Consider the following 23,769-nt stretch of genomic DNA (forward strand, 5'->3'; position numbering starts at 1 on the left):
AGTCCGTAGGGGCATAAATTAATATCTATAGGAGGAAAAAAGGTATGAAATTGAAAAAGCTCACAGCGGTTTTGCTCGTTTCCAGTATGGCGCTTTCCTTAACGGCCTGCGGCGGCGAGAAAGGTTCTGCGACAGCAGCCAGTGCGTCAAGCTCTGCAGGTTCCGGCACAACAAGCTCTGCGTCAAGCTCTTCAGCAAGCTCTGCGAAATCAGGTTCTGCGGCATCGAATTCTGCGGCGGGTGAAGCAGACGCAACGGTAGGTACTGTTGACGAAGACGTGGATTATGCGGCAGGTGAAACCTACAAATTTGTATATATCTGCAGCGATGACCAGACGCTGATGCAGCAGATGCTGGAAGCTTATAAAGCGCTGGAAAAAAAGTATAATTTCACAATTGAGTATGTTCCCTGTGAAGGCGTCGACGAAGTGTTTGTGACGAACCTGCAGACTCTGGTAGACCGCGGTGATGTGGATGGCCTGATCGTTGAAAGCAATACATCTATGAGTGACGCCCTGCTTCCTATTCTGCAGGAATCCGGAATTCCGTGGATTAATCAGTTTACAGAGTTTTATGATGAGGACGGCAATGTGGCTACCCCTACCGTTATTATTCCTCAGTGGCAGTCCGGCTATGATTCATTAGAGTGGATTTGCCAGAACTATAAAGATTACTGGGGTGATGTAGATCCGTCGGAAGTTGGCCTGATCAACGTTGACTTTTCTACCTCTCAGCCGCTGGCAGACCGTACAAAGGGTATTAATGACTGCTTTATAGAATATGGCTTTCCTGAGGAAAACATTTTTGTTACAGACTCCTTTGCGCTTGGCGAGCAGTATTGGATGACCCTCGACGGCGGCTATCAGCCGACCGCTACAACTGTAGCAGCGCATCCGGAGATCAAGTACTGGATGATGTCCTCCTGTCTGGAGTATTACGCACAGGGTGCGGCTCGTGCTGCAGAAGATCTGGGTATTAACGACAGCATGCTGATATCCGACGTTGGTTCCCCGCTATTTATTGAGGAAACAGAATCTGGTTATGAGGGCGCATGGAAATGCTGTATTGCCATTAATAACTATGCGTACGCTACCCCGATTATCCTGGGGCTGAGAGCTCTCTGTGACGGACGTGCGACGGCTGAGACACTGTGGCCGGATAAGCATGACTACTTCTCGGATCATGATGCTTATGGCACCTGGAGAGCAGATTATTCCATCGTTACAAAAGACACGTATAAGGATTATCTGGAAGAAATTGAAGCGATTTATGGGCCGTAACGCTTATTGCAGATGATAGATGAATGTTTCAATGGGTTGCCGCAGGGCTTGTCCCTGCGGCATCAGACCGAAAAGGCCGGAAGAGTTCTGTATGGCGGCTACTGCCGGGCGGAAAAAAATGAGGGATTTAACAAAAAAGGAAAACGCAGGCAGCCGGAGCAGGCGCTGCGGATGAATATTGAAAATAAGTGTCTTAGGCAGCTTACATAAAAATGAATAAAAAAACGGCACGAAAGGGGAATCGGATTTATGAGTGAAAGAAAAGCAAGATGGGCCATATGGAGTGTGGGAAACATTGCGAACCGAGTAATCATAGAGATGAGAGAGGCAACAGAATATGATGTGGCTGCTGTTTGCTCATCCAATATAAATAAAGCACAAAAATTTATCGAAGATAACGGTTTGTCAGAAGCCAAGGCGTACGATGACATTAAAGAAGTGTTAAAAAGAGAGGATATTGATATCGTATATATCGCTTCTCCGCCGTGGCTTCATGTAGAGCACTGCTGCCAGGTGATGGAATCGGGCAAGGCGGTTCTCTGTGAGAAGCCCATGACATTAAATTATCAGGACGCCGTGGATATTGCCTACTGTGCCAGAAAGAATCATGTATTCTGCGCGGAAGGCATCTGGAGCAACTATTTCCCGGCAGTGAAGAAGATGAGGGAGTGGATCGGTGCAGGCAGGATCGGCAATGTGGTGGAGATCATCACAACCTTTGGGTTTCCGATGTGCGAGATCGGCAATCCGTCGGATATGTCCCACTGGGGGAATAAAATGTCTTCCGGCGGCGGCGCACTCTCACAGTTCGGATGCTATAACGTAAACCTTTCCCAGTATGTCTACGGGCAAAAGCCAGAGGAGATCCTGGGCAAGAGCCAGAGGCTTCCTTTTGAAGACGGAAGCGATGTCAATACCGCGTTTATCCTGTCCTATGACGGCGGTGCCCGCCATTCCATGGTCTCCTGTTCCTGGGATGCGAGGACTGTCAGCGATTCAAGGATCAGCGGTACAAAAGGCGAGATAGTGATTGGAAGGCCGTTCTTCGCGCCGTTCAGGGCAGAGCTGTATACCCATAAGGATCACTTTTGGTATAACGATCTGGAGGAGACATTTGAGGACCCATATGGCGGGACAGGGCGAGAGGGATTCAAATACCAGTTCGATGCCGTTTCAAAATATGTGACTGAAGGCAGGACTGAAGCAGAGGAGGTTCCGTTGCAGTACAGCCTGGATCTGGCTTACACAATGGAGCAGATTCGTAAAACGTTAAAAATGATCTAGTTAAAAAAAGAAAGGAGAATAAAACCATGAGAATTTATGGGAACTATGACGTTGTAATTGTAGGCGGCGGTGCTTCCGGGTGCTGTGCAGCTATAGCAGCGGCGCGTGAAGGTGCGAACACATTGGTAATTGAGCAGTTAGGTGCGGTTGGAGGAATGATGAACATCAGCGGACCTCCAGGATGGGCATTCAGCCATCTGTATAATGAATCCGGTGAAAGAATCATTGCCGGTATCGTAGAAGAGCTTTATCAGGATCTGTACAAGGACGGACTGGCTTTCCATCCGCCGCTGGACCAGTATAAACAGCTTCACGTACAGACCAACGTAGATGTTGACTGGTGCGGGCTTCTTCTGTTCGAGAAGATGAGAGAAGCGGGCGTTCATTTCCTGCTTCACACCATGGCGGTGGATGTATTAAAAGAAGGCAACTGTGTAAAAGGTGTGGTTGTTGAGAACTGCGAAGGCCGCATGGCTGTTATGGGCAAGATAATCATCGAAGCTTCCGGCGAAGGCGAGATCTGCAAAAAGGCAGGCGTTGAATATCAGCAGATCGACAGGACGAAGGAAGAGCTGGATCCGCCGTCCATCACATTCCATATGGATGGTATTGATTGGGACAAAGCCTGGCAGTATTACAAGGATAACCCGGATGAGTGGGTGCCGGCATGGATTAAAGGAATGCCCGGCTGGGAGAATTCCAGAGTGGCTAAGAACCGTATAGAGGCTCTTGAAAAATACGATAACCTGATTGACTGTGTCATGGACGGCGTTACCGATAACATCGATTATCAGGCGCTGACGCTGGAAGCAATCAAAAACGGCGATATGCATCCCTATGGCGACCTGGGACATTTCTTCACTCCCAGACAGTTTGGCCATGTGCAGGCTGCCTTCCAGCATACTGCGCAGATTAAAGATTGTGATACCACGAATATTACGGAATGGTCTGCAGGTGAGGTTGAGGCACGCCGTCAGGTAGTCATTTCCATCAAGGCGATTCAGAAATACCTTCCCGGCTATGAGCATGCGTACCTGACCAGAATTACCACCACCATGCGTACCCGTGAAGGACGGCATACAGTTGGCGATTATCAGATGGTTGCAACGGACGTTTCAAGCTGTGCTAAATTCCCGGATGTTATGGCTAAGTGTGGAATGAGCGCTACTGCAGGCGGACCGTTCCATTCAGCGGCCACCCCGGGCACAGCATATAATGTGACGGAAGGCAAGGTTGGTTATGTACCTGCTGACGGCGGATCTTACGATATTCCTTACCGCGCATTCGTGCCGAAGGGGATTGAAGGCATGCTGATGACGGGCAAGCTGGTATCCTGCACGCCGGACTTCAAGCGTGACCTCCTTCCTGACAATATGATATGGGGACAGGCAGCCGGAACAGCGGCGGCAGTCTGCGTCAGGACAGGCAAGACGCCCAGAGAGCTGGAAGCAGACGTATCCGAGGTTCAGGATATCCTGCGCAGGAACGGGGCGATCCTGGAAGGCACAAAATAAATGGAAGGGGATGAATGTTAATGGATAAAAGATATGAAGACAAGCTGGTCATGATGCCAACGGAGATGAATCAGTTTTTCAGCCCCGTACAATATGCGGTCATGGGACAGAAATCCATGGTATATCAAGGAAGCGGCGCAATCTCCATGATAAAAAATATCTGCGCCTGTGAGGGATGGAAGAAAGTCCTGCTGGTGATTGATCCGGGCGTCCTGAAGGTGGGCGGCGCGGACAGTGTGATCAGGGTTGTAGAAGATGCAGGGCTGGAATATAAGATTTTCTCCAAGATTGAGCCGAATCCTTTGGCGGAGGATGTGGAAGAGATAGGACTTCCCATGTACCGGGAAATGGGCGCTGACTGTCTGATCGCCGTAGGCGGCGGTTCCACCATGGACAGCGCAAAGGGCATTGCAATGATCGGTGAATCCGATAATGATATCGTAGACTGTGAGAAGGTATCCTTCACGGCGAATCCCTATGTGGATCTTCCCTGGAAGACCTATCCGATGATCGCGGTCACCACCACGTGCGGGACCGGATCTGAGGTGATCCGCAATGCCGTCATCACGGAGAGAAATGGCCACAAGGGCGTTCTGATGCACGACTGTATTCTTCCGAAATATGCGATTGAAGACCCGGATCTTTTGGCCAGCCTTCCGGCCCATGTGGCTTCCTCCACGGTCATGGACGCTTTTGTCCAGTCCGTAGAATCCTATGTGAGCAACGCCGCCACTCTGTTTTCAGAGATGTGCTCGATGCGTGCCATCGAGCTGCTGGGGCCGAACCTGGTGAAATATGTCCGCAATCCCTCGGACCCTGTGGTCGCTGACTGCATCAGCAAGGGATCCATGCTGGGCGGCATGGCCTGGAACGGTTCTTTCCCGTGCCAGATCCACGGCTGCAACCATCCGATCACCGAGATCCTGCATATTTCCCACGGCGACGCCTGCGCGATCCTGCTTCCATGGTTTGTAGAGTGGAACGGAGAGAACGCGAAGGAAAAATTCTGGAAGGTACATAATGCCATGTATCCGCTGGATCAGGTTTCCTTCCCGGATTTCACCATTGATGATTTTGTGAAGAAGCTCATGAAGCTGAACTATGACCTGAACATCATGAACAACATGACGATGGACGAGTATGTGAAATGGCGCGGCACCGCAGAAGGCTGCACAGACGAGACATGCAGGCAGATTATTGAAGCCCAGTATGGACCCTCTTACACAGCTCCCCGCAAAACATCAAAAGAAGAAATGCTGCAGGCACTGATCGCAGTGAACAACGGCAGGTATATTTACAGGCCGGAATAATTTCATCTGACAATTTCTCATGTTTGTTACTCAATCTGCAGGGGGAGAGGCGGCCGGGCTGCCCTCTTCCCCACTACAGAAAGGCTGATACATGAACAGTAAAAGATATAAATATCTGATATTGGCTGCTCTGTGCATGGTAGGCTTCATAAGCATGTTTTGCCAGTACCAGATGCAGCCCATGGCGAATGAGATTAAAAGCACGATGAGCCTGACGGACTCCCAGTATTCGGCTTTATTCACGGCCCCCATGGCGCCGGCGATTTTCATCAGCCTCATATGCGGCATTATTGTTGATAAATTTGGCGGTCGCTGGCCGATGTTCCTGAGCCTTGTTCTGGGAACCCTGGGTTTATGGGGCCGGGTATTTGCCACGAGCTATGGCACTCTGTACCTGTGCATATTTGTGGTAGGGTTTGCCGCTACCTTCGGCAATTCTTCCAATGCTAAAATGTTTGGCGGATGGTTTTCACCGGCAGAGAGCAGCGTATGCATAGGGATCTATATGGCCTTCGGCGCGCTGGCTACGGCAGCGGCTACAGCCACGACGCCGCACATGCCCTCCCTGAAGGCCGCCTATATAGTCTCGGCTGTGATCATCACGTTTGTTACGGTGTTCTGGTTCCTGTTTTACAGAGACAGGCGCGCTGTGGGGCGTCAGGAGGAAGCCAGTGCCGGTATTGGCGCTGAGAAAAAAGAAGGTCTTTTTGCCACGATAAAGGTCGTTCTCCGGCAGAAGGATATCCTGCTGGCCGGTTTTGCAGATATGCTTTTATATGGCGGACTGCAGTCTCTGTCAGTTTTCCTCGGAATTATCCTGATGGAAAAAGGGATGAGCCAGAGCCAGGCAGGAGCGACTTCAGCGTTTGTTGCCGTCGGCATGTTTGTGGGAAATCTGATGGTTCCCTGGATCGTGGGGAAGAGCGGGAAGATGCGCCGCACACTGTGCTGTTTTGGGGCGGCCGGCGGAATCCTTACGGTTCTGGTGGCGTTTATCCCGAACGGTATGCTGCTGAAGGTGGTCTTGCTGTGCGGAGGACTGCTGATCGGGGGATGTGTGCCGGTATTAATGTCCGTACCGCTCAGGCTGAAATCAATCGGTGTTCAGAGAACCGGTACGGCTGGCGGGCTGATTGCTACCTTCCAGCTTCTGGGAGCCGTGGTAATCCCCACTTATGTTATTTCAAGAATTGCTGCAGGCAACTATACGCTGTTTGTAATTCTCTGCGGATGCTTCTCCATTGCGGGAGCGGCGCTGATAGGCTTCTTATCCCGCAGCATGGAGGTTGGTAAGGTTTAATTTTTAGAAAATAGGAGGTAAATGTACATGGTTAATTTGAATTCCCTTCTGGACCCGCGGGGGCTCCAGGAAAGAACGGTCATCCAGCTGGCCAAACGTCCCACGCTGGAGGAACTGAAAAAAGGCAAGATTTTATTTTACAATAACACAAAGCTGGGATTCTGCAATTATTATACGGTGTTTGACCGCATTAAAGAGCACTTGGAAGAAATCGGCGCCGATCCGGCGAACTGGGTGGAATATACAGAGACCGTACGCGGCAAGGATGCGGCGATGCTGGCTGACTATGCGGCAATGTTGGCAAAGGAAAAACCGGTTGCGGCAATCGTGGCATTCGGCGATATGGGAACCTCTTCATCCACAACAGTCCTCACAATCGCTCTGGAAAAGCTTGGAATCCCGGCTGTCTATATGACAGCGCCTCCAGGAACCGGCATTACAGAAGGCGTCGGACTGTACCGCGCGGGACATCTCTGCCTCTGCTCAGTGGATATCATGCAGGCTTCTACCGTCGAAGAGGTTGCGGCGGAAGTAGACAAGAAGTGGGATTATATTCTGAAATCTCTGACTACCAACGGCGAAGAGCTGGAGGAACTGGCCCGTATCGACGCAAAGATGGATCTGGTTCCGCCCAGGGCTGACGGCCTGCTGCCGCTGGAACTCAAGCTCAATGAGGAAGAGCTGGCCGAACCGGGTGCAGGGCTGGAGGAGATCAATGACTTCTTCAACCAGGAGCATATCAGCGACGGTCTGCCTATCATTCCGCCGACTAAAGCCCGCTATGAGAAAATGATGGAATACTGCCCCTTTGATGAGGATCTGGTACTCTGCGATCCCAGCGGCCCCAGCGGAAAAGTGGTTACGGTAAAGGATGTTGCCATCGCGGCCATTATGGCAGGATGCAAGCCCAACGCCATGCCCGTGCTGGTAGCGGCTTTCAAGGCGCTGAATTCTAAGAAATATAACCTGAACCAGTCAGTCACCACCTCCCATCCGGGCGGAAATCTGGTACTGGTATCCGGACCGATCGCCCAGGAAATCGGAATTTCCGGAAAACAGGGCTGCCAGGGTCCGGGATGGCCGGCAAATGCAACGATCGGCCGTGCGGTTAATCTGGTGATGATGAACATATTCCGTTCTGTACCGGGCGTGTGCGATCTGGACTGCATCGCTTCCCAGGCTGAATTCACATATTGCTTCGCAGAGGAGCCGGAGCTGGCCCAGTGGAATATGATTAATGAGGATCATTATGATTCTGAGACAACGACTGTCTATGTGCTGAAGGCAGAGCCGCTCCATGACATCATTGATTTCCTGAGTCTGGACGGTCATGACCTTTTGGATACCATCACTCACTGCTGTACGACTCTCGGTTCCAACAATGCGTACATGCCTGGCCCGCTGATCGTCTGCCTGACCCCTGATCATGGAATCATGCTGAAAAAAGCCGGCTATACCAAGGAGATGATTCAGGAACACATCCACCAGTATGTGTACCACGAGGTACCGATGGTGCGGAACAGAGGGCTTGTGCCGGTTCGTCCGAAAGAATGGGAAAACCGCCATCCGCTGCCCGTTACCCGTTCGCCGAAGGATGTGGAAGTCGTAGTAATCGGCGGCCGCGGCGGCCATTCCGGAGTAATTCTCCCGTGGGCGCTGCACAGTGAAGGCTGTGTGGAGCCGGTCGCGCTTCCTGACGGCAAGATTGCAAAATCCATCAACGAATTTAAAAAATAATCTGCTATAAATCATAAGGGATGAACAGACTGTCAAGGATTGTTTATCCCTTATCCTAAACTTTCATAGCAAAAAGCGGATACATGAGACGGAGGAAAAAGCATGTTATCAATTAGAGATAATTTTCTGGAAACAATTCACGGAGGGCGTCCGGACCGGTTTGTGAAGCAGTTTGAATACCAGGCCTGGATCGGGGATCCTCTGGCCGGAGCATATGGAGGGCCTGCAAAGAAGGGCACGGAATGGACCAGCGGCTGGGGCGTGAAGATGATATTTCCCGAACATGAGCCGGGCGGTTTCCCTGTGTGTGACGGGGAGCATAAGGTAATCAAGGATATCACCCGCTGGAAGGAATACGTACATGCCCCAAATCTGGTTCTGGGGGACGAAGCCTGGAAGGACTGTGTGATGCGCGCCGATGAAGTGGACCGGAAAGAGAAGTTTGTTACTGCCACTGTATTCAACGGGCTCTTTGAGAAGGTCCATTTTATGATGGGCATGGAAGACGCCATGATTTCACTGTACGAAGAGCCGGAAGCCATGCATGATTTTATAGATTTTCTGGCGGACTGGGAGATTGAGCTGGCAAAGGAATATATAAAATATGTCCATCCTGACTGCCTGTTCCATCATGACGACTGGGGCACTCAAAAAAGTTTGTTCATGTCACGGGATATGTTCGACGAATTCTTGCTGGAACCCTATAAGAAGATCTATGGATTCTGGAAAGCAAACGGTGTAGAGGTGATCGTACACCATTCGGATTCCTATGTGGCAGACCTGATCCCCTCGATGATCGAGATGGGCGTCGATGTGCACCAGGGAACCCTGGATACCAACAGAATACCGGAACAGATCAGAAATTATGGAGGGAAGCTCTCTTTTATGGGCGGCCTGAATAACGGAAAATATGATAAGCCGGACTGGACCAGGGATGAGATCAGAACAGGGCTTGCGGGCCTGCTGGAAGAGACGAAGGGGATGAAATACCTGATTCCGGCGCTCACCATGGGAGAACCGGGAGCTATTTTCCCGGGCGTTTATGACTGTGTGGACGAATTGCTGCGGGATGAATTTGACGCGAAATATTTCTAAGAGTTCTGACTGATATTCTGAGGCTATTGTGGATATGAAAAATTTTAAAAGAAACGCCGGCGCGGTGAATATGACGGAGGGGCCGGTATTACTGCCGTTTATCCGCTACACGCTGCCGGTCGTCCTTTCGGGTATGCTGTCCCTGCTGTTTAACACGGTTGATATGGTGGTGGTCGGACAATTCGTGGGAGAATCGGCGGTGGCGGCGGTTGGCTCCACCACCTCGCTGATCGGATTTATCACGAATTTCTTTCTGGGCATATCGATGGGCGCCACCGTGAAGCTGGCGACAGACATCGGCGCGGGAGAGAAGAACCTGAACCGGGCGGTTCAGACTGCCTATACGCTGGGGATCATCTTCGGGCTGGTAACCTGCCTGACAGGTTGTATCCTGGCGGAAAATATGCTGGTCTGGATGAAGACCCCGTCAGATGTACTTCCTCAGGCAACTCTGTATCTCCGTATCTATTTTATCGGCCAGCCGGGATTTATGATTTTTTCATTCGGGCGGGCTATTTTGTCTGCATTTGGAGACACCAGATCACCGCTCTGTTATCTGGCGGCGGCAGGCGCCGTTAATGTGGTATTTAACCTGTTTTTTGTGGTTATCTGCGGCCAGGGGGTAGCCGGAGTGGCGGCCGCCACAGTTATGTCACAGTTTCTTTCGGCTATTTTGGTGACAGGCAGGCTGCGGGCGCTTGAGGAGCCTCACAGGCTTTCTCTTAAGAAGCTCATGCTCGAAAAGACGGTGATTGCCAGGATCATGTATCTGGGAGTGCCTTCCGGCCTGCAGACGATGCTGTTCCTCATGTCCACAGTCCTGATCCAGAGCTCAGTAAATTCTTTGAATTCCACATCCCTTGTAGCGGGGAATTCATCGGCCACTAACATAGAAGGCTTTATCTATACGGCGATGATATCTGTCGCCCAGGGCTGCATCGCGTTCTCGGGACAGAATTACGGGGCGCGCAGCGTTGTACGCCTGAAAAAAGTCTATCAGGTGAGCATTTTCCTGGAAATAGCGGTGGGGGCCCCGATGGGGCTGGCTGCCTGCTTCTGTGGAAGAGATCTGCTCCGGCTGTTCCTTCCGGATTCGGCAGCCGGAATAGAATACGGGATGGCCAGGCTGCAGGTCATCGCCGTAACCTATTTTTTGTGCGGCATTATGGATTGTACCACATATATGATCCGGGGGATGAACCGGACGATTTTCCCGTTGGTCGCCACTGTGGCAGGAAGCGTGGTATTCAGGATTATCTGGATCTTTACCGTCTTTCCCCGGGCGCGCCGTGGCCTGGGGATCACACAGGCGTACCATATCCTGCTGATATCCTATCCAATTTCGTGGATTGTAACCTTTACTGTGCTCTTTCTGTACTATCTGGCCGCGGTCCGCAACATTCAGGCTGAGACAGAGGGGCGCCGGGGCGGGACGCCGCCGTAAAAGATCCGCTACCGTCCCGTCCGAACTCTGTGCTTTTGCACATGCAAGCACATGCTTCGCCCGGACGCCGCCAGGAGCTTGCTTGGATATAAGACTGTTGAGAAAGAGGTGAAAAAGTGAGTCAAAATTTTGAAGTTGTACAAATCAATGAAAACAGCTGGTATTTTGATGGTGCCGTAGGCCGCGCGTTTCTTTTTAAAGGAGAGAAACAGGCTCTGCTGGTCGATACCACTATGGGACCGGGCGATCTGAGGGGAGAAGTTACAAAGCTTGTGGGTGATTTGCCGGTTCTTCTCGTGAACACCCATGGAGATTCAGATCATATCGGATGTAATGAGCAGTTTGAACATGCGTATATGCATCCCTCAGAATTTGCGTACTACGCCGTGAAATGCAAAAAAGGAGACGCGGAGCCGCTTCCCCTGCAGGAGGGAGAAGAAATTGATATCGGAGGAAGAGTGTTCGAGGTCATCCTTACTCCCGGACATACATACGGGAGCATCTGTCTGCTGAACAGGAAAGAAAGATTTCTGGTCGGCGGGGATTCGATCCTTAAGATTGTGTTTATCTTCGGGCCTCAGAGAAATCTGCGCGCCCTGATCTCAAGCCTGAAAAAATTACGCGTCCAGTATTTTGAAGCGTTTGATCAGATTTATACGTCACATTCCGACTGCCCGGTGGACAGGACTTTTATTCTTCAGGAATTGTCAGCCGCAGAAGATCTTCTGGCGGGGAAACTGACAGGCACAGAGCCGGGCGATATCCCCCTGGAAGGCCCGGATTATAAGCCGGCAGCGCTCTATATGAAGGGGGAAAGCGGATTCTTTGATTATAAGGAGCTGGATTATTAGGTTCCAGAGACAGGGAGGGTTTATATGTATTCAGAGAATGAAAAACAAAAAATCATAGACAGCTTAAAATTGACGCCGAAAGAAAATTTTTTACGCCTGGTGAACGGACAGGTGCCGGAAAGCGTGCCAGTCTGGAATTACGGCGTCCTGAAAGATTTTAATAATGAAATGTGTTATTGCAACATAGGGCCTTCCCTTTTTGATGAAACGCATTTACACGCTCAAAAGGGCGGCTTTGTGGATTCCTGGGGTGTTGAGTTCGCCTGCAACGAGTCTACGAATTTTGCGCCGGTTCCGGCGCCGGGCAGCGCGCTGCTTACGATTGACGACCTTCCTCATTGGAGAGATTTTATTAAGGTGCCGCAGATTCCGGACGACATCGACTGGGAGATAATGGCCAGGAAGGATATTGCCGCCAGCGGCATTAATCGGGAAACAACTGCCGCCATGGGACTGATCGGAGTCATGCCGTTTCAGGAGCTGATCGCCTTCCTGGGATTTGAAGATTGTTTTATGGCGCTGTACGAAGAGCCTGAGGCGATACATGAGATCCTCCAGGAATTCATCAACGTATATCTGCCCATCTGTGAAGCGTGCGTAAAGTATTATCAGCCGGATGCGGCATATTTGCTGGATGATACGGCCACCTCCCTGAATCCGTTTATTTCCATGGAAATGTATGAGGAGTTCCTGCTGCCGGTGTACCAGACACTCTCCAAGCCCTTCAGGGACGCCGGGATTCCTCTGGAATTTCATAACTGCGGAAAGTGCAGTATTTTTATTCCACATATGGTGGAGCTGGGCGTAAAAATCTGGGACCCGGCGCAGACTATGAACGATCTGGACGCGATACGGAAACAATATGGAAAAGACCTTGTCATAGCAGGCGGATTTGACTGGGTGCCGCCGGTAGATACAGCGTTGATTACGAGAGAACACATCGATCAAATGGTGCGTGAAACCGTGGATAAATACGCCCTGACAGGCCCCTATATGGCGGCCATGGGGGCGCTCGGGGCATATGGCGACCAGGAGATTATGCGGATTAACGGAATGCTCTCGGAGGAACTTTATTTCTATACCAGAGGTTATTATGAGAGGCATCCGATGGACAGATTTCCCGAAGGGACCGTCTGATCATGGGCTCAGTGAGGAATTGAGGTGTTCTGAATGAAAATATTGGTATTCGGCGGATTTCTGGGAGCAGGTAAGACCACGGTAATCATGCAGATGGTTCGCCATATGGTCTCTATGGATCAGAATGTGAAGTCAAAGGTTGTGCTCCTTGAAAATGAAATCGGTAACTCCGGCATAGACGATCAGGCCATAGCAGGCACAGGGCTTCGGGTAGAAACACTGTTTTCCGGGTGCGTATGCTGCACGATGGCAGGCGAGATGATTGAAAACATAAAATATATTGCCAAAAAGTTCTCTCCGGAGTGGATCGTGCTGGAGACGACCGGGATGGCTTATCCAAGCAAAATAAAACAAAATATCAGGGAAAACTTTCCGGAGCTGGAATGCCGCCTCATGTGTCTGGTCGATGCCAGGCGCTGGAAAAGGCTGCAGAGGGTTCCGGAGCTGCGCCAGTTCTCCGGGGATCAGCTGGAAGGTGCGGACACAGTGCTGGTTAACAAGTGCGACCTGGTATCAGATAAAGAGCTGATGGAAGTAGACGCCTCTGTGCGGGAAATGAATGATAAACCGCTGCTGGTCCATATCGTGGCTAAAAATGAAATGAGCGATGATGTGTGGAGGAAAATATTAGAAGGAGGGGAGGGGCTATGACAGATTACGCTCAGCTGTATGAAGAGAGGAAAACGAGGGTAGAGACAGCCATTGCCAATCAGGAGCCGGACCGGGTGCCGGACACCCTCCAGGTGGGGACTTATCCGCTGCACAAAGCAGGGATGACCATGGCCGAAAGCATGGTCGACCATGAGAAGGCCTGCCAGGCGATGCTGTCCTTTTATCAGAATTATACATATACGGATACGGGGAGTATCAGCAATTTTATGCCTGCAGCAGGGGTTCTGGAGAACCTGGATATAAAGACTGCCAGATGGCCGGGAGATCCCAAAGGGCTGGATGTCAATAACACCTATCAGTTTCTTGAATTCCCCACGCTTCTGGAAGATGAATATGAAGAATTTTTCCGCTCACCTGCAGGCTTCTGGATCAGTAAGCACCTGCCGCGGACGATGGGTATATTTGAGCCGCTGGGGAAATTGGATTATTATGACCTGATATTAGGAGGCGCACAGAACCTGCTGACGTCAGGCGCTGCAATCCCTGTCTACCGGAGGCTCCTTGCTGCAGCAGAGGAAACCCAGAGGATGAACAGGATTATCAGCGAGTATGATCAAAAGCTGAAGGCTCTCGGCTATTATTCCATAATGGGCGGAGGCTCCGCGACGGCCTTTGACCTTTTGGCAGATACCCTGCGGGGAACCTTTGGCATGATGCCGGATTTAATAGAGGAACGGGAAAATGTAAAGCGCGCCCTGGACATTTTTGGGGAACTGCATTTGCGGAGAAGCCTTAGATTTTGCCGTGCGTCAGGCAAAAAATACGCATGGGTCATGCTCCATAAAGGCTTTGATAATTTTATCAGTGATAAGGATTACGGAGAGCTTTACTGGCCGTATCTTCAGAAATGGATTCTGGGCCTCGTCGACGAAGGTATCACACCCGTAGTTTATACAGAAGGCGCCTATAACACCAGAATCAAATACCTGAAAGATGTGCCGGAAAACAAAGTGATTTACCATTTTGAAAATGTGGATATGAAGCTGGCAAAACAGGAGCTGGGAGGTATTGCCTGCATCATGGGCGGATTCCCGGTGTATACTGTGCGGTACGGCACGCCGGTTCAGATTGAAGAACAGGTAAAGGAGCTGCTGGATATTATGGCTCCCGGCGGAGGATATCTGTTCGCGACGGGATATGCCCTGGAAGACTGTCCGGAGGAAAATCTGGAAGCGTTACTGATGGCTGTAGAGAAATATGGGAAATATTGAGTTATAGAAGGAATCCCCGAATGGCGCGGCAGGGGAAAGTTTGCGAAAAAGGTGGATATCTGCCTATAAAACATGCTAAAATGTCTGTATCTGATGTATAGGAGGAGCACCGGCGGATCGATCTTACAGCAGGAGCTGTTTCTGTCCGGGCTTGACAGGAGGCGGATTAGTATGAAAATGATTATTATGGGCGGATTTCTGGGGGCGGGCAAAACCAGCCTGGTATTGCAGATGGCCAGATATCTGGCCGGAAGGAATCCGGATAAGCAGGCGAAGGTTGTAATATTGGAGAATGAGATCGGAGAGGTGAGCATTGACGACAAAATCCTGAAAAGCGGGGGATTTGAAGTACAGACAATGTTTTCCGGGTGTGTGTGCTGTACGATGGCCGGAGAGCTGATGGGGAATATTTGTCAGATCATGGAAAGATTTGATCCGGACTGGATCATCATGGAAGCGACGGGGGTCGCGTATCCGCGCCGCATTAAGGAGAATCTGGTTCAGTATCTTCAGATGGAATCCTGTCAGATATTCTGCGCCGCGGACGCCAAACGCTGGAAGCGCCTGAAAAATGCCATGGAGGTGTTCGTCCGCGATCAGCTGGATTGCGCGGATGTTGTATTCATCAATAAAATTGATGCAGTGGATGGTAAAACCCTGGAAGAGGTGGACGAGTCTGTGAGGCGCTTTAATACGGATGCGAAACGATTTTGCGTATCTGCTGCGAATACGATAGATGAAGCTGTATGGAAGGATATTTTTAGCGCATAATCAGGAGGCAATGCGATGAGTGAAGAACTGAAAAAGCAGGAAGAATTGGGGCATCGTCACGGAGAAGGGTGCGGCTGCCATAACGATCATCACGGGGAAGAGGCGGGACGCAGGGATCACGACCATCATCACGGGGAGACTGGAGAGTGCCATGAGCACCATCACGGAGAGGCTGGGGAGTGTCATGACCGCCATCACGGAGAAGAATGCGGCTGTCATGACCAGGATCATGAGCGTGAGCACCATCACCATCATGAGAGCGATGAATTTCCATCAGTCAGCGTATATACTCATGACATAGCAGTCGTCGGGTCTGTCAAATGCAGGATAGACGGTGAGTATGAAGACGCGCTGGACAAACTTCAGGGCTGCATGGAGGAAGCAGCTAGAGCAGTGGAAGCTGCCGGAGGCATGATCGGCCATGTGAAGGCGTTTGCGAAAGAGGAGGCCAGGAGCTGCATGATCTCCATAACCGATGGCGAGGATATTCAGAGAAAACCATCTGTGGGAAACGGAATCTGCGTGGAGAATGCCAATATTGTATTCAGTGTAACTCCGGCCCGTCTGGAAGAGATATTGAAAGGGGCTTTTAAAGCGTATTTGAAATAGAACGGAGATCTGGCTTTCAGGCATGTTTTCAGGACACTGCTTATATAATATTATAAATAAAGCAGAACCGGACGGGGGAAGAGACTATGTCTTTTTCCCCGGATGTTTAGGAGCCGTTATGAATTTTCTCTGGGGAGGTATGTTGCTGATCGGGATCCTCTATGGATCGCTGACAGGAAATCTAAAAGAAGTGACAGAGGCGGTCATTTCATCGTCCAAGGAAGCTGTGACGCTCTGTGTGACGGTGGCAGGAGTGACTGCTATGTGGTGCGGGCTCATGAAGATTGCGGAGAATGCTGGCCTGATCGGAAAACTGACAGAGAAGATGAGACCGGTTCTGCGCTTCCTGTTCCCGGGAATTCCGGAGAAACACCCGGCCGGAAAACACATCGCCACGAACATGATAGCCAATATCCTGGGTCTGGGCTGGGCTGCCACACCTGCGGGACTGAAAGCCATGGAATCGCTGTCAGAGCTGGAAGAGGAACGCCGGGCGGGAAAGCTGCCTGGTCCGGTAAGGGAAGCGGGGATTGCCAGCAATGAAATGTGCACGTTTCTCATCATCAATATTTCTTCCCTGCAGTTGATACCGGTAAATATCATAGCTTACCGCAGCCAATATGGAAGCGTGAATCCGACAGGAATTGTGGGCCCTGGAATTGTGGCCACTGCTGTAAGTACTGTGGTGGCAATTATATTTTGTAAACTGATGGACGCAAGGCGGAGGGCTTAAAGCTCTCTGCTTTTTTTCTTTATAGGAAATTGCTTAGTTATGGATTTGGGAATGAAAATAGCCGTTTCTGATTTAGAAAATATAGAATCCTTCTTCATCAAAATCGTCCTCATCGATATCATCGAATTCATGTAAAAAATAGTCCATATCCAGAAGGTCATCGTCATCCATGTCACGGACTTCATCAGAAGTCATGCCTTCCGGAGGATTTTGAATATATTGCGCCCGTAGTTCTTTTGCAAGCTCCGCTTCAGTCATACGTTTGATTGTAACCGCCTCCATTCAGATTTAAGATAGTTTCATTGTATCACGAGAATGAAGGATGTGAAAGTAACAGAAGAGGAGCAGGGGAACGGCAGCGGTATTTCCGCATTGCCTTTTCGTATAATTCATGCAAAGGAACGGGCTTGTGGTTAAAGTAAAGCTCTAAGAAGAGCATGGTTGTGCCACAACTGGGGCATTTTAACGGGTCATATCCAAAAGAATGAAGGATGGAGTCCCGCCAGCGGTTGAAAGAGAGATAGATTTTATGTTTTTCTTTAGAAATAGCTCTGCGTAAAAGCAGGTCAGATTGACGATGTCTGGCATAAATGCCATAGTAGCGGATCATTTTAAAGTGTTTTTCGGGGATATGCTGTGTTAAACGGGAAATGAAATCAAGGGCATAAATCGTTTCAGTAATCAATTGATTATCTTCATGGCGGTTGTAATGGAAGGTTACACAAACACCGTCATAAGAGTCAATGCGAGAAGTGGCGATGACAGGTCTGCCAAGGTAGCGGCCGATATACTTAATGAGTTGACTGGGATTGCATTGATTGGGCATAGCTCTGACATAGAACCCATTGTTGTGGTCTGCATAGATGCGGGATTTTACATTTTTAAAAGAATCCCCCAGCCGTTTGTGCAATTCGTTGAGGAGAGCGGTCTGAAAGGAATCCCGTAAAAGTTTGTAATTGAAATGCTTTTTGTTAAGCCACAGGAGCGAGGAACCAACGCCGCCTTCCGGGACTAAGCAATGGATATGAGGATTCCATTTGAGATCCCTGTCAAAGGAATGGAGGACACAAATGAAACCGGGAGTAAATAGCTCTGATTTGTTATCTTTATGAAACATGCGGGAAACAACGCTATTAACGAAGGAAAAGAGAGAGTTTAAAAGGGAACGGTCCTGCAGAAAAAAGGGGCGAAGTTCTCTGGCGATAGTAAAGACGCAGTGCCGGTGCTGGACATCAATGAGCTTAAAAGACATAGAAGTAGTCCTGTCAATGGAATACATGTTGCCGCAGGTAGGGCAGAAGCGGGAATGACAGCGAAAAGGGACAAATTTGAAATAGCCACAGCAAGGGCAGGCAAACATGGCACCCCCAAAGGAAGGATTGCCGCAGTGAATCATTTTTTCTACATTTTCGATGACAGGGTCACGAGGATGTTGAAGATAAATCATTTCTTCAAAATGGTCGGAAAAAATCTTTTGTAGTATATTCATAAGACTATTATGAAGGAAAGTAACAGAAAAAGAAACCCCTAACCCCTCAAGATTGAGGGGCAGGGGAGTTGAAGTGTCGAAGACACTTTTTTATGAACCGGAAAGTTCTCTGAATTTTTTAAGAGATGCAGGCAGGGTAATAGGACTCTTTGGAGGCGCCCTGTTTGCAAACTATTTGACGTTTTAAGCAAATATAGTATTTTTTCCGTTTGCATAAATTTAAGAGTTTTTTTACTGTTGTGTGAAATGGATTATGATATAATGAAAATACATATTTGTATTGCATTTTGAATAACGACAGGAGAGGAGGGATTTCTGTGTCTGCATACGTGACTTTAAAGGATGTTACAAAAGTATATCAGATGGGGGAAGTCTCAATCAAAGCCTGTGACGGGGTTAATTTCGATATTGAGGAGGGTGAATTCGCGATTATCGTAGGCCCCTCCGGCGCAGGGAAGACGACGGTACTGAATATTTTGGGTGGAATGGATACGGTAACCAGTGGTGAGGTGCGGGTTGACGGCCGTGATGTCGGTTCTCTGCGCGGAAAGCAGTTGATACAATACCGAAGAGAAGATATTGGTTTTGTGTTTCAGTTTTATAATCTGATGCAGAATCTGACAGCTTTGGAGAATGTGGAGCTGGCTTTACAGATCTGCCGGGAGCCTCTGGACGCGGGACAGGTTCTGGAGGAAGTGGGCCTGGGAGAACGGAAGAATAACTTTCCGGCACAGCTTTCGGGAGGCGAACAGCAGAGAGTTGCCATCGCCAGGGCGCTTGCTAAGAATCCGAAGCTGCTGCTTTGCGACGAACCTACGGGCGCACTGGACTATGCGACAGGGAAGTCTATCCTGAAGCTGCTTCAGGATACCTGCAGGCATAGAGGGATGACCGTTATCGTAATCACTCATAATACGGCTCTGACGCCGATGGCTGACAGGGTCATTCATATCCGCAGCGGTAAGGTGAGCAGGATGGATCGCAATCCGCACCCGACTCCGGTGGAAGAAATCGAATGGTAAGATCAGATGAAGAATATGCTCAGAAAAGATTTTTTCCGTGAAATACGGAAGAATGCAGGGAGATTCATTTCCATCTTTTTCATCGTTCTGTTAGGAACAGCATTTTATGCCGGCGTCCGTTCCGCCAATTACGATATGAAATACACCGCCGACAGTTATTTTGATGATTCAAGGCTTATGGATATCCGCGTGATCGGAAGCCTGGGCCTGACAGATCAGGATATCCGGGATATGCAGGAGATTCCCGGGGTTGAGAAGGCTGTGGGCGGTTACACGAAAGAGGTACTCTGCGATACTGGGGAGAATGAGCTGGTGCTCAAGATGATCGCAGGCACGGAGAATATCAATCATGTCACTCTGGATGAGGGCAGGCTGCCCGAGAAGGATGATGAGTGCCTGGCCGACACAGTATTGCTGACGAAGATGGACTTCCGGATCGGGGATCAGATTACCGTGGCGTCCGGAACAGATGAAGCGTTGGAAGACTCTCTGAACTATAAAACCTATACAATTGTGGGAACCGGATATCTTCCCTACTATATGGATCTGACCCGAGGGGTTGGGTCTATTGGTGATGGCAATATAGATGCTTTCCTGGTGGTGAATCCGGGTGCCTTTAATCTGGATGTCTATACGGAGGCATATGTGCAGCTGAAAGGCGCCCAGGGCTTGCAGAGCTATAGCGATGCGTATGACAGCCTCACGGCAGCCGCTGTGGATGAGCTGGAGGCGGTTGGAGAAAAAGCCTCTGAGCGCCGATATGAGGAGGTGCGTTCTGATGGAGAAAAAGAGCTGGAGGATGCCCGCAGGCAGGTGGAAGACGGAGAGCAGGAACTGGAGGACGCCCGGCAGGAGCTTGAAGATGGGCGTCAGAAGCTGGAAGAGGCAGAAGCCACATTAGAAGAGAAGGAACAGGAGCTGGAAGACGGCCGTTCTGAACTGGAACAGGGAGAACAGGAACTGGCTGATGTCCGGGCGCAGGTGGAGGACGGCGAGAGACAGCTTCAGGAAGCTGAAGATCTTCTGGATCAAAAGGAGGCGGAACTGAACGCGGCCAGAGAGCAGTATCAGACCGGACTGGCCCAATATCAGGCAGGAGAAGCGGCATACAGCCAGCAGAAAGCCGAGTATGACCAGGGACTGGCCCAGTATCAGGCGGGAGAAGCGCTCTATGCGGAAGAATACCAGAAGTACCAGGCAGGGTTGGAGCAATTTCAGTCCCAGGGGCTTGTGCCTCAGGACGTAGCGGATCAGTTTGCCGCTCTTGATGCGGAAAAATCGGCTAAAGAGGCGGAACTGGAGCAGGCGGGGCAAGACCCTGAACAGGATCCGGAATATCAGATGCTGAAAGCTCAGTGGGAGGCGATGAAGCCGGTAGCGGATGCCGCTCAGGAGCTTCTTGCGGCGTCCCAGAAGCTTCAGGAAGCCAGAGATACGCTGGATGCCACCAAGCAGCGGCTGGATGACGCGGGGCCGCAGCTTCAGAGTGCCAGGGAACAGCTGGATGCCACTAAGGGAACGCTGGATAACGCCGCACGGCAGATTTCAGAAGGTGACGGCGCCTTGACAGCCGGGCGTCAGGAGCTGGAAGGGAAAAAGCCAGAGCTTGCAAAAGCACGCGCCCAGATGGAAGCTGGTGAGGCGGAGCTGGCCGATGCCAGAAGACAGGTGGAGGACGGCGAACAGCAGCTGAAGGCCGGAAGAGAAGAACTGGAGGAAAAACGCCGGGAGCTGGAAGACGGCGAGCAGGAATATCAGGAAGCATTTGAAGATGCCCAGCCGGAGCTGGCCGATGCCAGACAAAAGATTGAAGACGGCCAGGCTGAGCTGGATGACCTGGAGGTTCCGAAGTGGTATGTGCTGGACCGTGATAAAATATCCTCCTGTGTGGGGTTTGGCCAGGATGCCGAACGAATGAAGAATCTGGGAGAGGTATTTCCGGTGATTTTCTTCCTGGTAGCGGCGCTGGTCAGCCTGACAGCGATGACAAGAATGGTGGAGGAACAGAGGCTTCAGATTGGAACACTAAAGGCGCTGGGCTACAGCGATGGAACGATCGCGGTGAAGTATTTCAGCTATGCCATGCTGGCGACCGTGAGCGGCAGTATTTGTGGAATCCTGATAGGAGAAAAGGTGCTCCCCTATGTGATTATGGATGCCTATGGAATGCTATATACCGGCCTGCCTGAATATCTGACACCGATTAACTGGGATCAGGCATTCCTGGCCCTGGCGGCCGCTGCAGCCAGCACCGGCATTGCCACGCTGGTCGCATGTTTCAGAGAACTGAAAGCGAAGCCGGCTGATCTGATGAGGCCGGAAGCGCCCAAGAGCGGTAGGCGTGTATTCCTGGAGAGGGTTACGATTCTTTGGAAACGCCTGAGCTTTACGCAGAAATCAACGCTGCGGAACCTGATCAGATATAAGAAACGTTTCTTCATGACAATTATCGGTATCGGCGGCTGCATGGCGCTGATGCTGGTAGGGTTTGGGCTGGAGGATTCCATCACTGAGATTGCAAAGCGCCAGTATGTGGATATCTTTACCTATGACGCGTCGGCGACGTTGAATACCAAGGCGTCAGACGCCCAGAGGGAAGAATTCATGAAGACGGTTTCGGAACGGGAAGGAGTCACCGGAACCATAGAGGTCTGTGAAGTGAATGTGGATCTGGAGAACGGCAGGAAGACCAGAAGCGCTAATCTGTATGTTCCATCCGATGTACAAGGTATTTCAGATTTCCTGACACTTAGGGACCGGAAGAGCCAGGAAGTGTATGAGTATCCCCGGGAGGGAGTGGCTCTTTCAGAAAAAACTGCGAAGATGCTGAATGTGTCCGTGGGAGGTACGATTCAGATTAAAAAGGGTGATGAAAGTGATCCCGTGCCTGTTAAAGTTACCAGAATTGTGGAAAACTATATACAGCACTATGCATTCCTTTCTCCGGATACCTATGAGCAGTTGTTTGGGGAAGCGCCCGAGTATGATTACTTTTACCTCAATTATGAAGATCATTCTGCGGGAGCGGAACAGGCGCTGGGACAGGAGCTCATGCATTGGGATGCCTGTTCGGGAGTCTCCTTCGTGACCGATTTGGAAGAGCAGATTAACGATATGCTGAAGAGCCTGAATATAGTCATATATGTGCTGATATTCTCCGCCGGCCTGCTGGCATTTGTGGTACTCTATAATCTGAACAGCATTAATATTACTGAGAGGCAGAGGGAGCTTGCGACCCTGAAGGTTCTGGGATTCTATGATAAAGAGGTAGCTATGTACGTTTACCGGGAGAATATTCTGCTCACGGTGATAGGAATACTGGTGGGGGCATTCATGGGCGCGGTTCTGCATCAGTTTACGATACTGACAGTAGAAGTAGACCTCATGATGTTCGGAAGGATCATCAGTCCCGGCAGTTTCTTCCTGAGTGGTATTATTACAGTGCTGTTTTCCGTGCTCGTTAATTTCTTCATGTTCTACCGGCTGCGGAAAATCGATATGATTGAATCATTGAAGAGTGTGGAATAGAGTCATTGCAATTATGTTCGGTAATTGTTATAATAATAGATAATTACAGAATGCGAAAAGGAAGCATCTGTAAAATAATAAGCAAAGGGGTTGATGTTATGAATATTACCATCAGCGGCAAAAACATTGAGATAACGGAAGGGCTCAAACATGCAATAAATGAAAAACTCGGCAAGCTTGAGAGGTATTTTACACCGGATACAGACGTTATCGTTACTCTCAGTGTGGAAAAGGAAAGACAGAAGATAGAGGTTACGATCCCTGTGAAAGGCAGCATCATCCGTTCCGAACAGGTCAGCAATGATATGTATGTCTCCATTGACCTGGTAGAAGAAGTAATAGAAAGACAGCTTCGTAAATATAAAAATAAAATTGTGGACAAGCATCAGACCGGCGGCAATTTCCAGAAAGCTTATATGGAGAATGACTACCTGGAAAATGAGGAGATCAAGATCATCCGGACCAAAAAGTTCGACATCAAGCCCATGTATCCGGAAGACGCCTGTGTTCAGATGGAACTTCTGGGCCACAATTTCTTCGTGTTCTGCAATGCGGAGACTGAAGAGGTGAATGTGGTTTATAAGAGAAAGGGGAATACCTACGGGTTAATTGAACCGGAGGCGTGAGAATCAGAACAATAAATTAGTCTATAGAGAATGCTGTCCGGCACAGGGCAGCATTCTTTTGACTTGTACCAGGAGCTGGCGTCCTGCCATGCCGAAAATGAATAACTGTGAATTTGATATAAGCATTAGACTTACTGAACCAGAAACGGTAAAATA

General features: G+C 49.9%; 20 protein-coding genes. 18 read left to right on the forward strand and 2 right to left on the reverse strand.

Going from position 1 to position 23,769, the window contains the following annotated elements:
* Window positions 1-44: 44 nt before the first annotated feature.
* The 15 genes from H9Q79_RS14935 to H9Q79_RS15005 all read left to right on the forward strand — a co-directional run bounded on the left by H9Q79_RS14935 (window position 45) and on the right by H9Q79_RS15005 (window position 16,948).
* Window positions 45-1,280, forward strand: a complete 1,236-nt coding sequence (locus H9Q79_RS14935) for a type 1 periplasmic-binding domain-containing protein (RefSeq protein ID WP_118648567.1) — start codon at window positions 45-47, stop codon at window positions 1,278-1,280.
* A 249-nt stretch (window positions 1,281-1,529) separates the two neighbouring features.
* The gene (locus H9Q79_RS14940; RefSeq protein ID WP_118648563.1) at window positions 1,530-2,564 is read left to right on the forward strand and encodes a Gfo/Idh/MocA family protein; all 1,035 of its coding nucleotides are present in this window, start codon (window positions 1,530-1,532) and stop codon (window positions 2,562-2,564) included.
* A gap of 26 nt (window positions 2,565-2,590) precedes the next feature.
* On the forward strand, window positions 2,591-4,078 hold the full coding sequence (locus H9Q79_RS14945; RefSeq protein WP_118648615.1) for an FAD-dependent oxidoreductase: 1,488 nt from the start codon (window positions 2,591-2,593) through the stop codon (window positions 4,076-4,078).
* Window positions 4,079-4,098: 20 nt separating this feature from the next.
* Window positions 4,099-5,388 carry an iron-containing alcohol dehydrogenase family protein gene (locus tag H9Q79_RS14950; protein ID WP_249328648.1) on the forward strand — a complete coding sequence of 430 codons (1,290 nt, stop codon included), beginning with the start codon at window positions 4,099-4,101 and terminating at the stop codon, window positions 5,386-5,388.
* Window positions 5,389-5,479: 91 nt separating this feature from the next.
* Window positions 5,480-6,688 carry an MFS transporter gene (locus H9Q79_RS14955; RefSeq protein ID WP_249328649.1) on the forward strand — a complete coding sequence of 403 codons (1,209 nt, stop codon included), beginning with the start codon at window positions 5,480-5,482 and terminating at the stop codon, window positions 6,686-6,688.
* A gap of 27 nt (window positions 6,689-6,715) precedes the next feature.
* Window positions 6,716-8,425, forward strand: coding sequence for a UGSC family (seleno)protein (locus H9Q79_RS14960; RefSeq protein ID WP_249328650.1), 1,710 nt, complete (start codon window positions 6,716-6,718; stop codon window positions 8,423-8,425).
* Between the two features lie 102 nt (window positions 8,426-8,527).
* Window positions 8,528-9,520: a uroporphyrinogen decarboxylase family protein gene (locus tag H9Q79_RS14965; RefSeq protein ID WP_249328651.1), complete on the forward strand. Its 993-nt coding sequence runs from the start codon at window positions 8,528-8,530 to the stop codon at window positions 9,518-9,520.
* 34 nt (window positions 9,521-9,554) lie between these two features.
* Window positions 9,555-10,964 carry an MATE family efflux transporter gene (locus H9Q79_RS14970; RefSeq protein ID WP_249328652.1) on the forward strand — a complete coding sequence of 470 codons (1,410 nt, stop codon included), beginning with the start codon at window positions 9,555-9,557 and terminating at the stop codon, window positions 10,962-10,964.
* A 116-nt stretch (window positions 10,965-11,080) separates the two neighbouring features.
* Window positions 11,081-11,815 carry an MBL fold metallo-hydrolase gene (locus H9Q79_RS14975; RefSeq protein WP_249328653.1) on the forward strand — a complete coding sequence of 245 codons (735 nt, stop codon included), beginning with the start codon at window positions 11,081-11,083 and terminating at the stop codon, window positions 11,813-11,815.
* A 24-nt stretch (window positions 11,816-11,839) separates the two neighbouring features.
* Window positions 11,840-12,952, forward strand: coding sequence for a uroporphyrinogen decarboxylase family protein (locus H9Q79_RS14980; protein WP_118648603.1), 1,113 nt, complete (start codon window positions 11,840-11,842; stop codon window positions 12,950-12,952).
* A 33-nt stretch (window positions 12,953-12,985) separates the two neighbouring features.
* Window positions 12,986-13,603 carry a GTP-binding protein gene (locus H9Q79_RS14985; protein WP_118648601.1) on the forward strand — a complete coding sequence of 206 codons (618 nt, stop codon included), beginning with the start codon at window positions 12,986-12,988 and terminating at the stop codon, window positions 13,601-13,603.
* On the forward strand, window positions 13,600-14,835 hold the full coding sequence (locus H9Q79_RS14990) for a uroporphyrinogen decarboxylase family protein (RefSeq protein ID WP_118648599.1): 1,236 nt from the start codon (window positions 13,600-13,602) through the stop codon (window positions 14,833-14,835). The genes H9Q79_RS14985 and H9Q79_RS14990 overlap by 4 nt, the downstream gene beginning before the upstream one ends.
* Before the next feature lie 171 nt (window positions 14,836-15,006).
* Window positions 15,007-15,606, forward strand: coding sequence for a GTP-binding protein (locus H9Q79_RS14995; RefSeq protein WP_249328654.1), 600 nt, complete (start codon window positions 15,007-15,009; stop codon window positions 15,604-15,606).
* Window positions 15,607-15,621: 15 nt separating this feature from the next.
* Window positions 15,622-16,215, forward strand: a complete 594-nt coding sequence (locus H9Q79_RS15000) for a hypothetical protein (RefSeq protein WP_118648595.1) — start codon at window positions 15,622-15,624, stop codon at window positions 16,213-16,215.
* A 118-nt stretch (window positions 16,216-16,333) separates the two neighbouring features.
* On the forward strand, window positions 16,334-16,948 hold the full coding sequence (locus H9Q79_RS15005; protein ID WP_249328655.1) for a nucleoside recognition domain-containing protein: 615 nt from the start codon (window positions 16,334-16,336) through the stop codon (window positions 16,946-16,948).
* Window positions 16,949-17,020: 72 nt separating this feature from the next.
* Here H9Q79_RS15005 and H9Q79_RS15010 read toward each other — a convergent pair whose 3' ends face one another.
* The gene (locus tag H9Q79_RS15010; protein ID WP_249328243.1) at window positions 17,021-17,206 is read right to left on the reverse strand and encodes a hypothetical protein; all 186 of its coding nucleotides are present in this window, start codon (window positions 17,204-17,206) and stop codon (window positions 17,021-17,023) included.
* Window positions 17,207-17,255: 49 nt separating this feature from the next.
* Entirely contained in the window at window positions 17,256-18,437 is a 1,182-nt protein-coding gene (locus tag H9Q79_RS15015) for an IS91 family transposase (protein ID WP_249328656.1), read from the reverse strand.
* A gap of 317 nt (window positions 18,438-18,754) precedes the next feature.
* Between H9Q79_RS15015 and H9Q79_RS15020 the strand changes: the two genes are divergently transcribed.
* The 3 genes from H9Q79_RS15020 (at window position 18,755) to hpf (ending at window position 23,613) form a co-directional block, all read left to right on the forward strand.
* The gene (locus tag H9Q79_RS15020) at window positions 18,755-19,459 is read left to right on the forward strand and encodes an ABC transporter ATP-binding protein (RefSeq protein ID WP_118647655.1); all 705 of its coding nucleotides are present in this window, start codon (window positions 18,755-18,757) and stop codon (window positions 19,457-19,459) included.
* A 15-nt stretch (window positions 19,460-19,474) separates the two neighbouring features.
* Window positions 19,475-22,987, forward strand: coding sequence for an FtsX-like permease family protein (locus tag H9Q79_RS15025; RefSeq protein WP_249328657.1), 3,513 nt, complete (start codon window positions 19,475-19,477; stop codon window positions 22,985-22,987).
* 98 nt (window positions 22,988-23,085) lie between these two features.
* Entirely contained in the window at window positions 23,086-23,613 is a 528-nt protein-coding gene (hpf, locus tag H9Q79_RS15030; protein ID WP_118647649.1) for a ribosome hibernation-promoting factor, HPF/YfiA family, read from the forward strand.
* Window positions 23,614-23,769: the final 156 nt, after the last annotated feature.

The organism is Wansuia hejianensis (genome assembly GCF_014337215.1).
Taxonomy (GTDB): domain Bacteria; phylum Bacillota; class Clostridia; order Lachnospirales; family Lachnospiraceae; genus Scatomonas; species Scatomonas hejianensis.

Excerpts from the sequence above, each read along its gene's own strand:
- H9Q79_RS14940 (WP_118648563.1), top strand. The coding sequence starts at position 1,530 with ATGAGTGAAAGAAAAGCAAGATGGGCCATATGGAGTGTGGGAAACATT.
- H9Q79_RS14985 (WP_118648601.1), top strand. The coding sequence starts at position 12,986 with ATGAAAATATTGGTATTCGGCGGATTTCTGGGAGCAGGTAAGACCACG.
- H9Q79_RS15000 (WP_118648595.1), top strand. The coding sequence starts at position 15,622 with ATGAGTGAAGAACTGAAAAAGCAGGAAGAATTGGGGCATCGTCACGGA.
- H9Q79_RS14955 (WP_249328649.1), top strand. The coding sequence starts at position 5,480 with ATGAACAGTAAAAGATATAAATATCTGATATTGGCTGCTCTGTGCATG.
- H9Q79_RS15005 (WP_249328655.1), top strand. The coding sequence starts at position 16,334 with ATGAATTTTCTCTGGGGAGGTATGTTGCTGATCGGGATCCTCTATGGA.
- H9Q79_RS14960 (WP_249328650.1), top strand. The coding sequence starts at position 6,716 with ATGGTTAATTTGAATTCCCTTCTGGACCCGCGGGGGCTCCAGGAAAGA.
- H9Q79_RS14970 (WP_249328652.1), top strand. The coding sequence starts at position 9,555 with ATGAAAAATTTTAAAAGAAACGCCGGCGCGGTGAATATGACGGAGGGG.
- H9Q79_RS14980 (WP_118648603.1), top strand. The coding sequence starts at position 11,840 with ATGTATTCAGAGAATGAAAAACAAAAAATCATAGACAGCTTAAAATTG.
- H9Q79_RS14965 (WP_249328651.1), top strand. The coding sequence starts at position 8,528 with ATGTTATCAATTAGAGATAATTTTCTGGAAACAATTCACGGAGGGCGT.
- H9Q79_RS14950 (WP_249328648.1), top strand. The coding sequence starts at position 4,099 with ATGGATAAAAGATATGAAGACAAGCTGGTCATGATGCCAACGGAGATG.
- H9Q79_RS14995 (WP_249328654.1), top strand. The coding sequence starts at position 15,007 with ATGAAAATGATTATTATGGGCGGATTTCTGGGGGCGGGCAAAACCAGC.
- H9Q79_RS14990 (WP_118648599.1), top strand. The coding sequence starts at position 13,600 with ATGACAGATTACGCTCAGCTGTATGAAGAGAGGAAAACGAGGGTAGAG.
- H9Q79_RS15025 (WP_249328657.1), top strand. The coding sequence starts at position 19,475 with ATGCTCAGAAAAGATTTTTTCCGTGAAATACGGAAGAATGCAGGGAGA.
- H9Q79_RS14945 (WP_118648615.1), top strand. The coding sequence starts at position 2,591 with ATGAGAATTTATGGGAACTATGACGTTGTAATTGTAGGCGGCGGTGCT.
- H9Q79_RS15015 (WP_249328656.1), bottom strand. The coding sequence starts at position 18,437 with ATGAATATACTACAAAAGATTTTTTCCGACCATTTTGAAGAAATGATT.
- hpf (WP_118647649.1), top strand. The coding sequence starts at position 23,086 with ATGAATATTACCATCAGCGGCAAAAACATTGAGATAACGGAAGGGCTC.
- H9Q79_RS14935 (WP_118648567.1), top strand. The coding sequence starts at position 45 with ATGAAATTGAAAAAGCTCACAGCGGTTTTGCTCGTTTCCAGTATGGCG.
- H9Q79_RS15010 (WP_249328243.1), bottom strand. The coding sequence starts at position 17,206 with ATGACTGAAGCGGAGCTTGCAAAAGAACTACGGGCGCAATATATTCAA.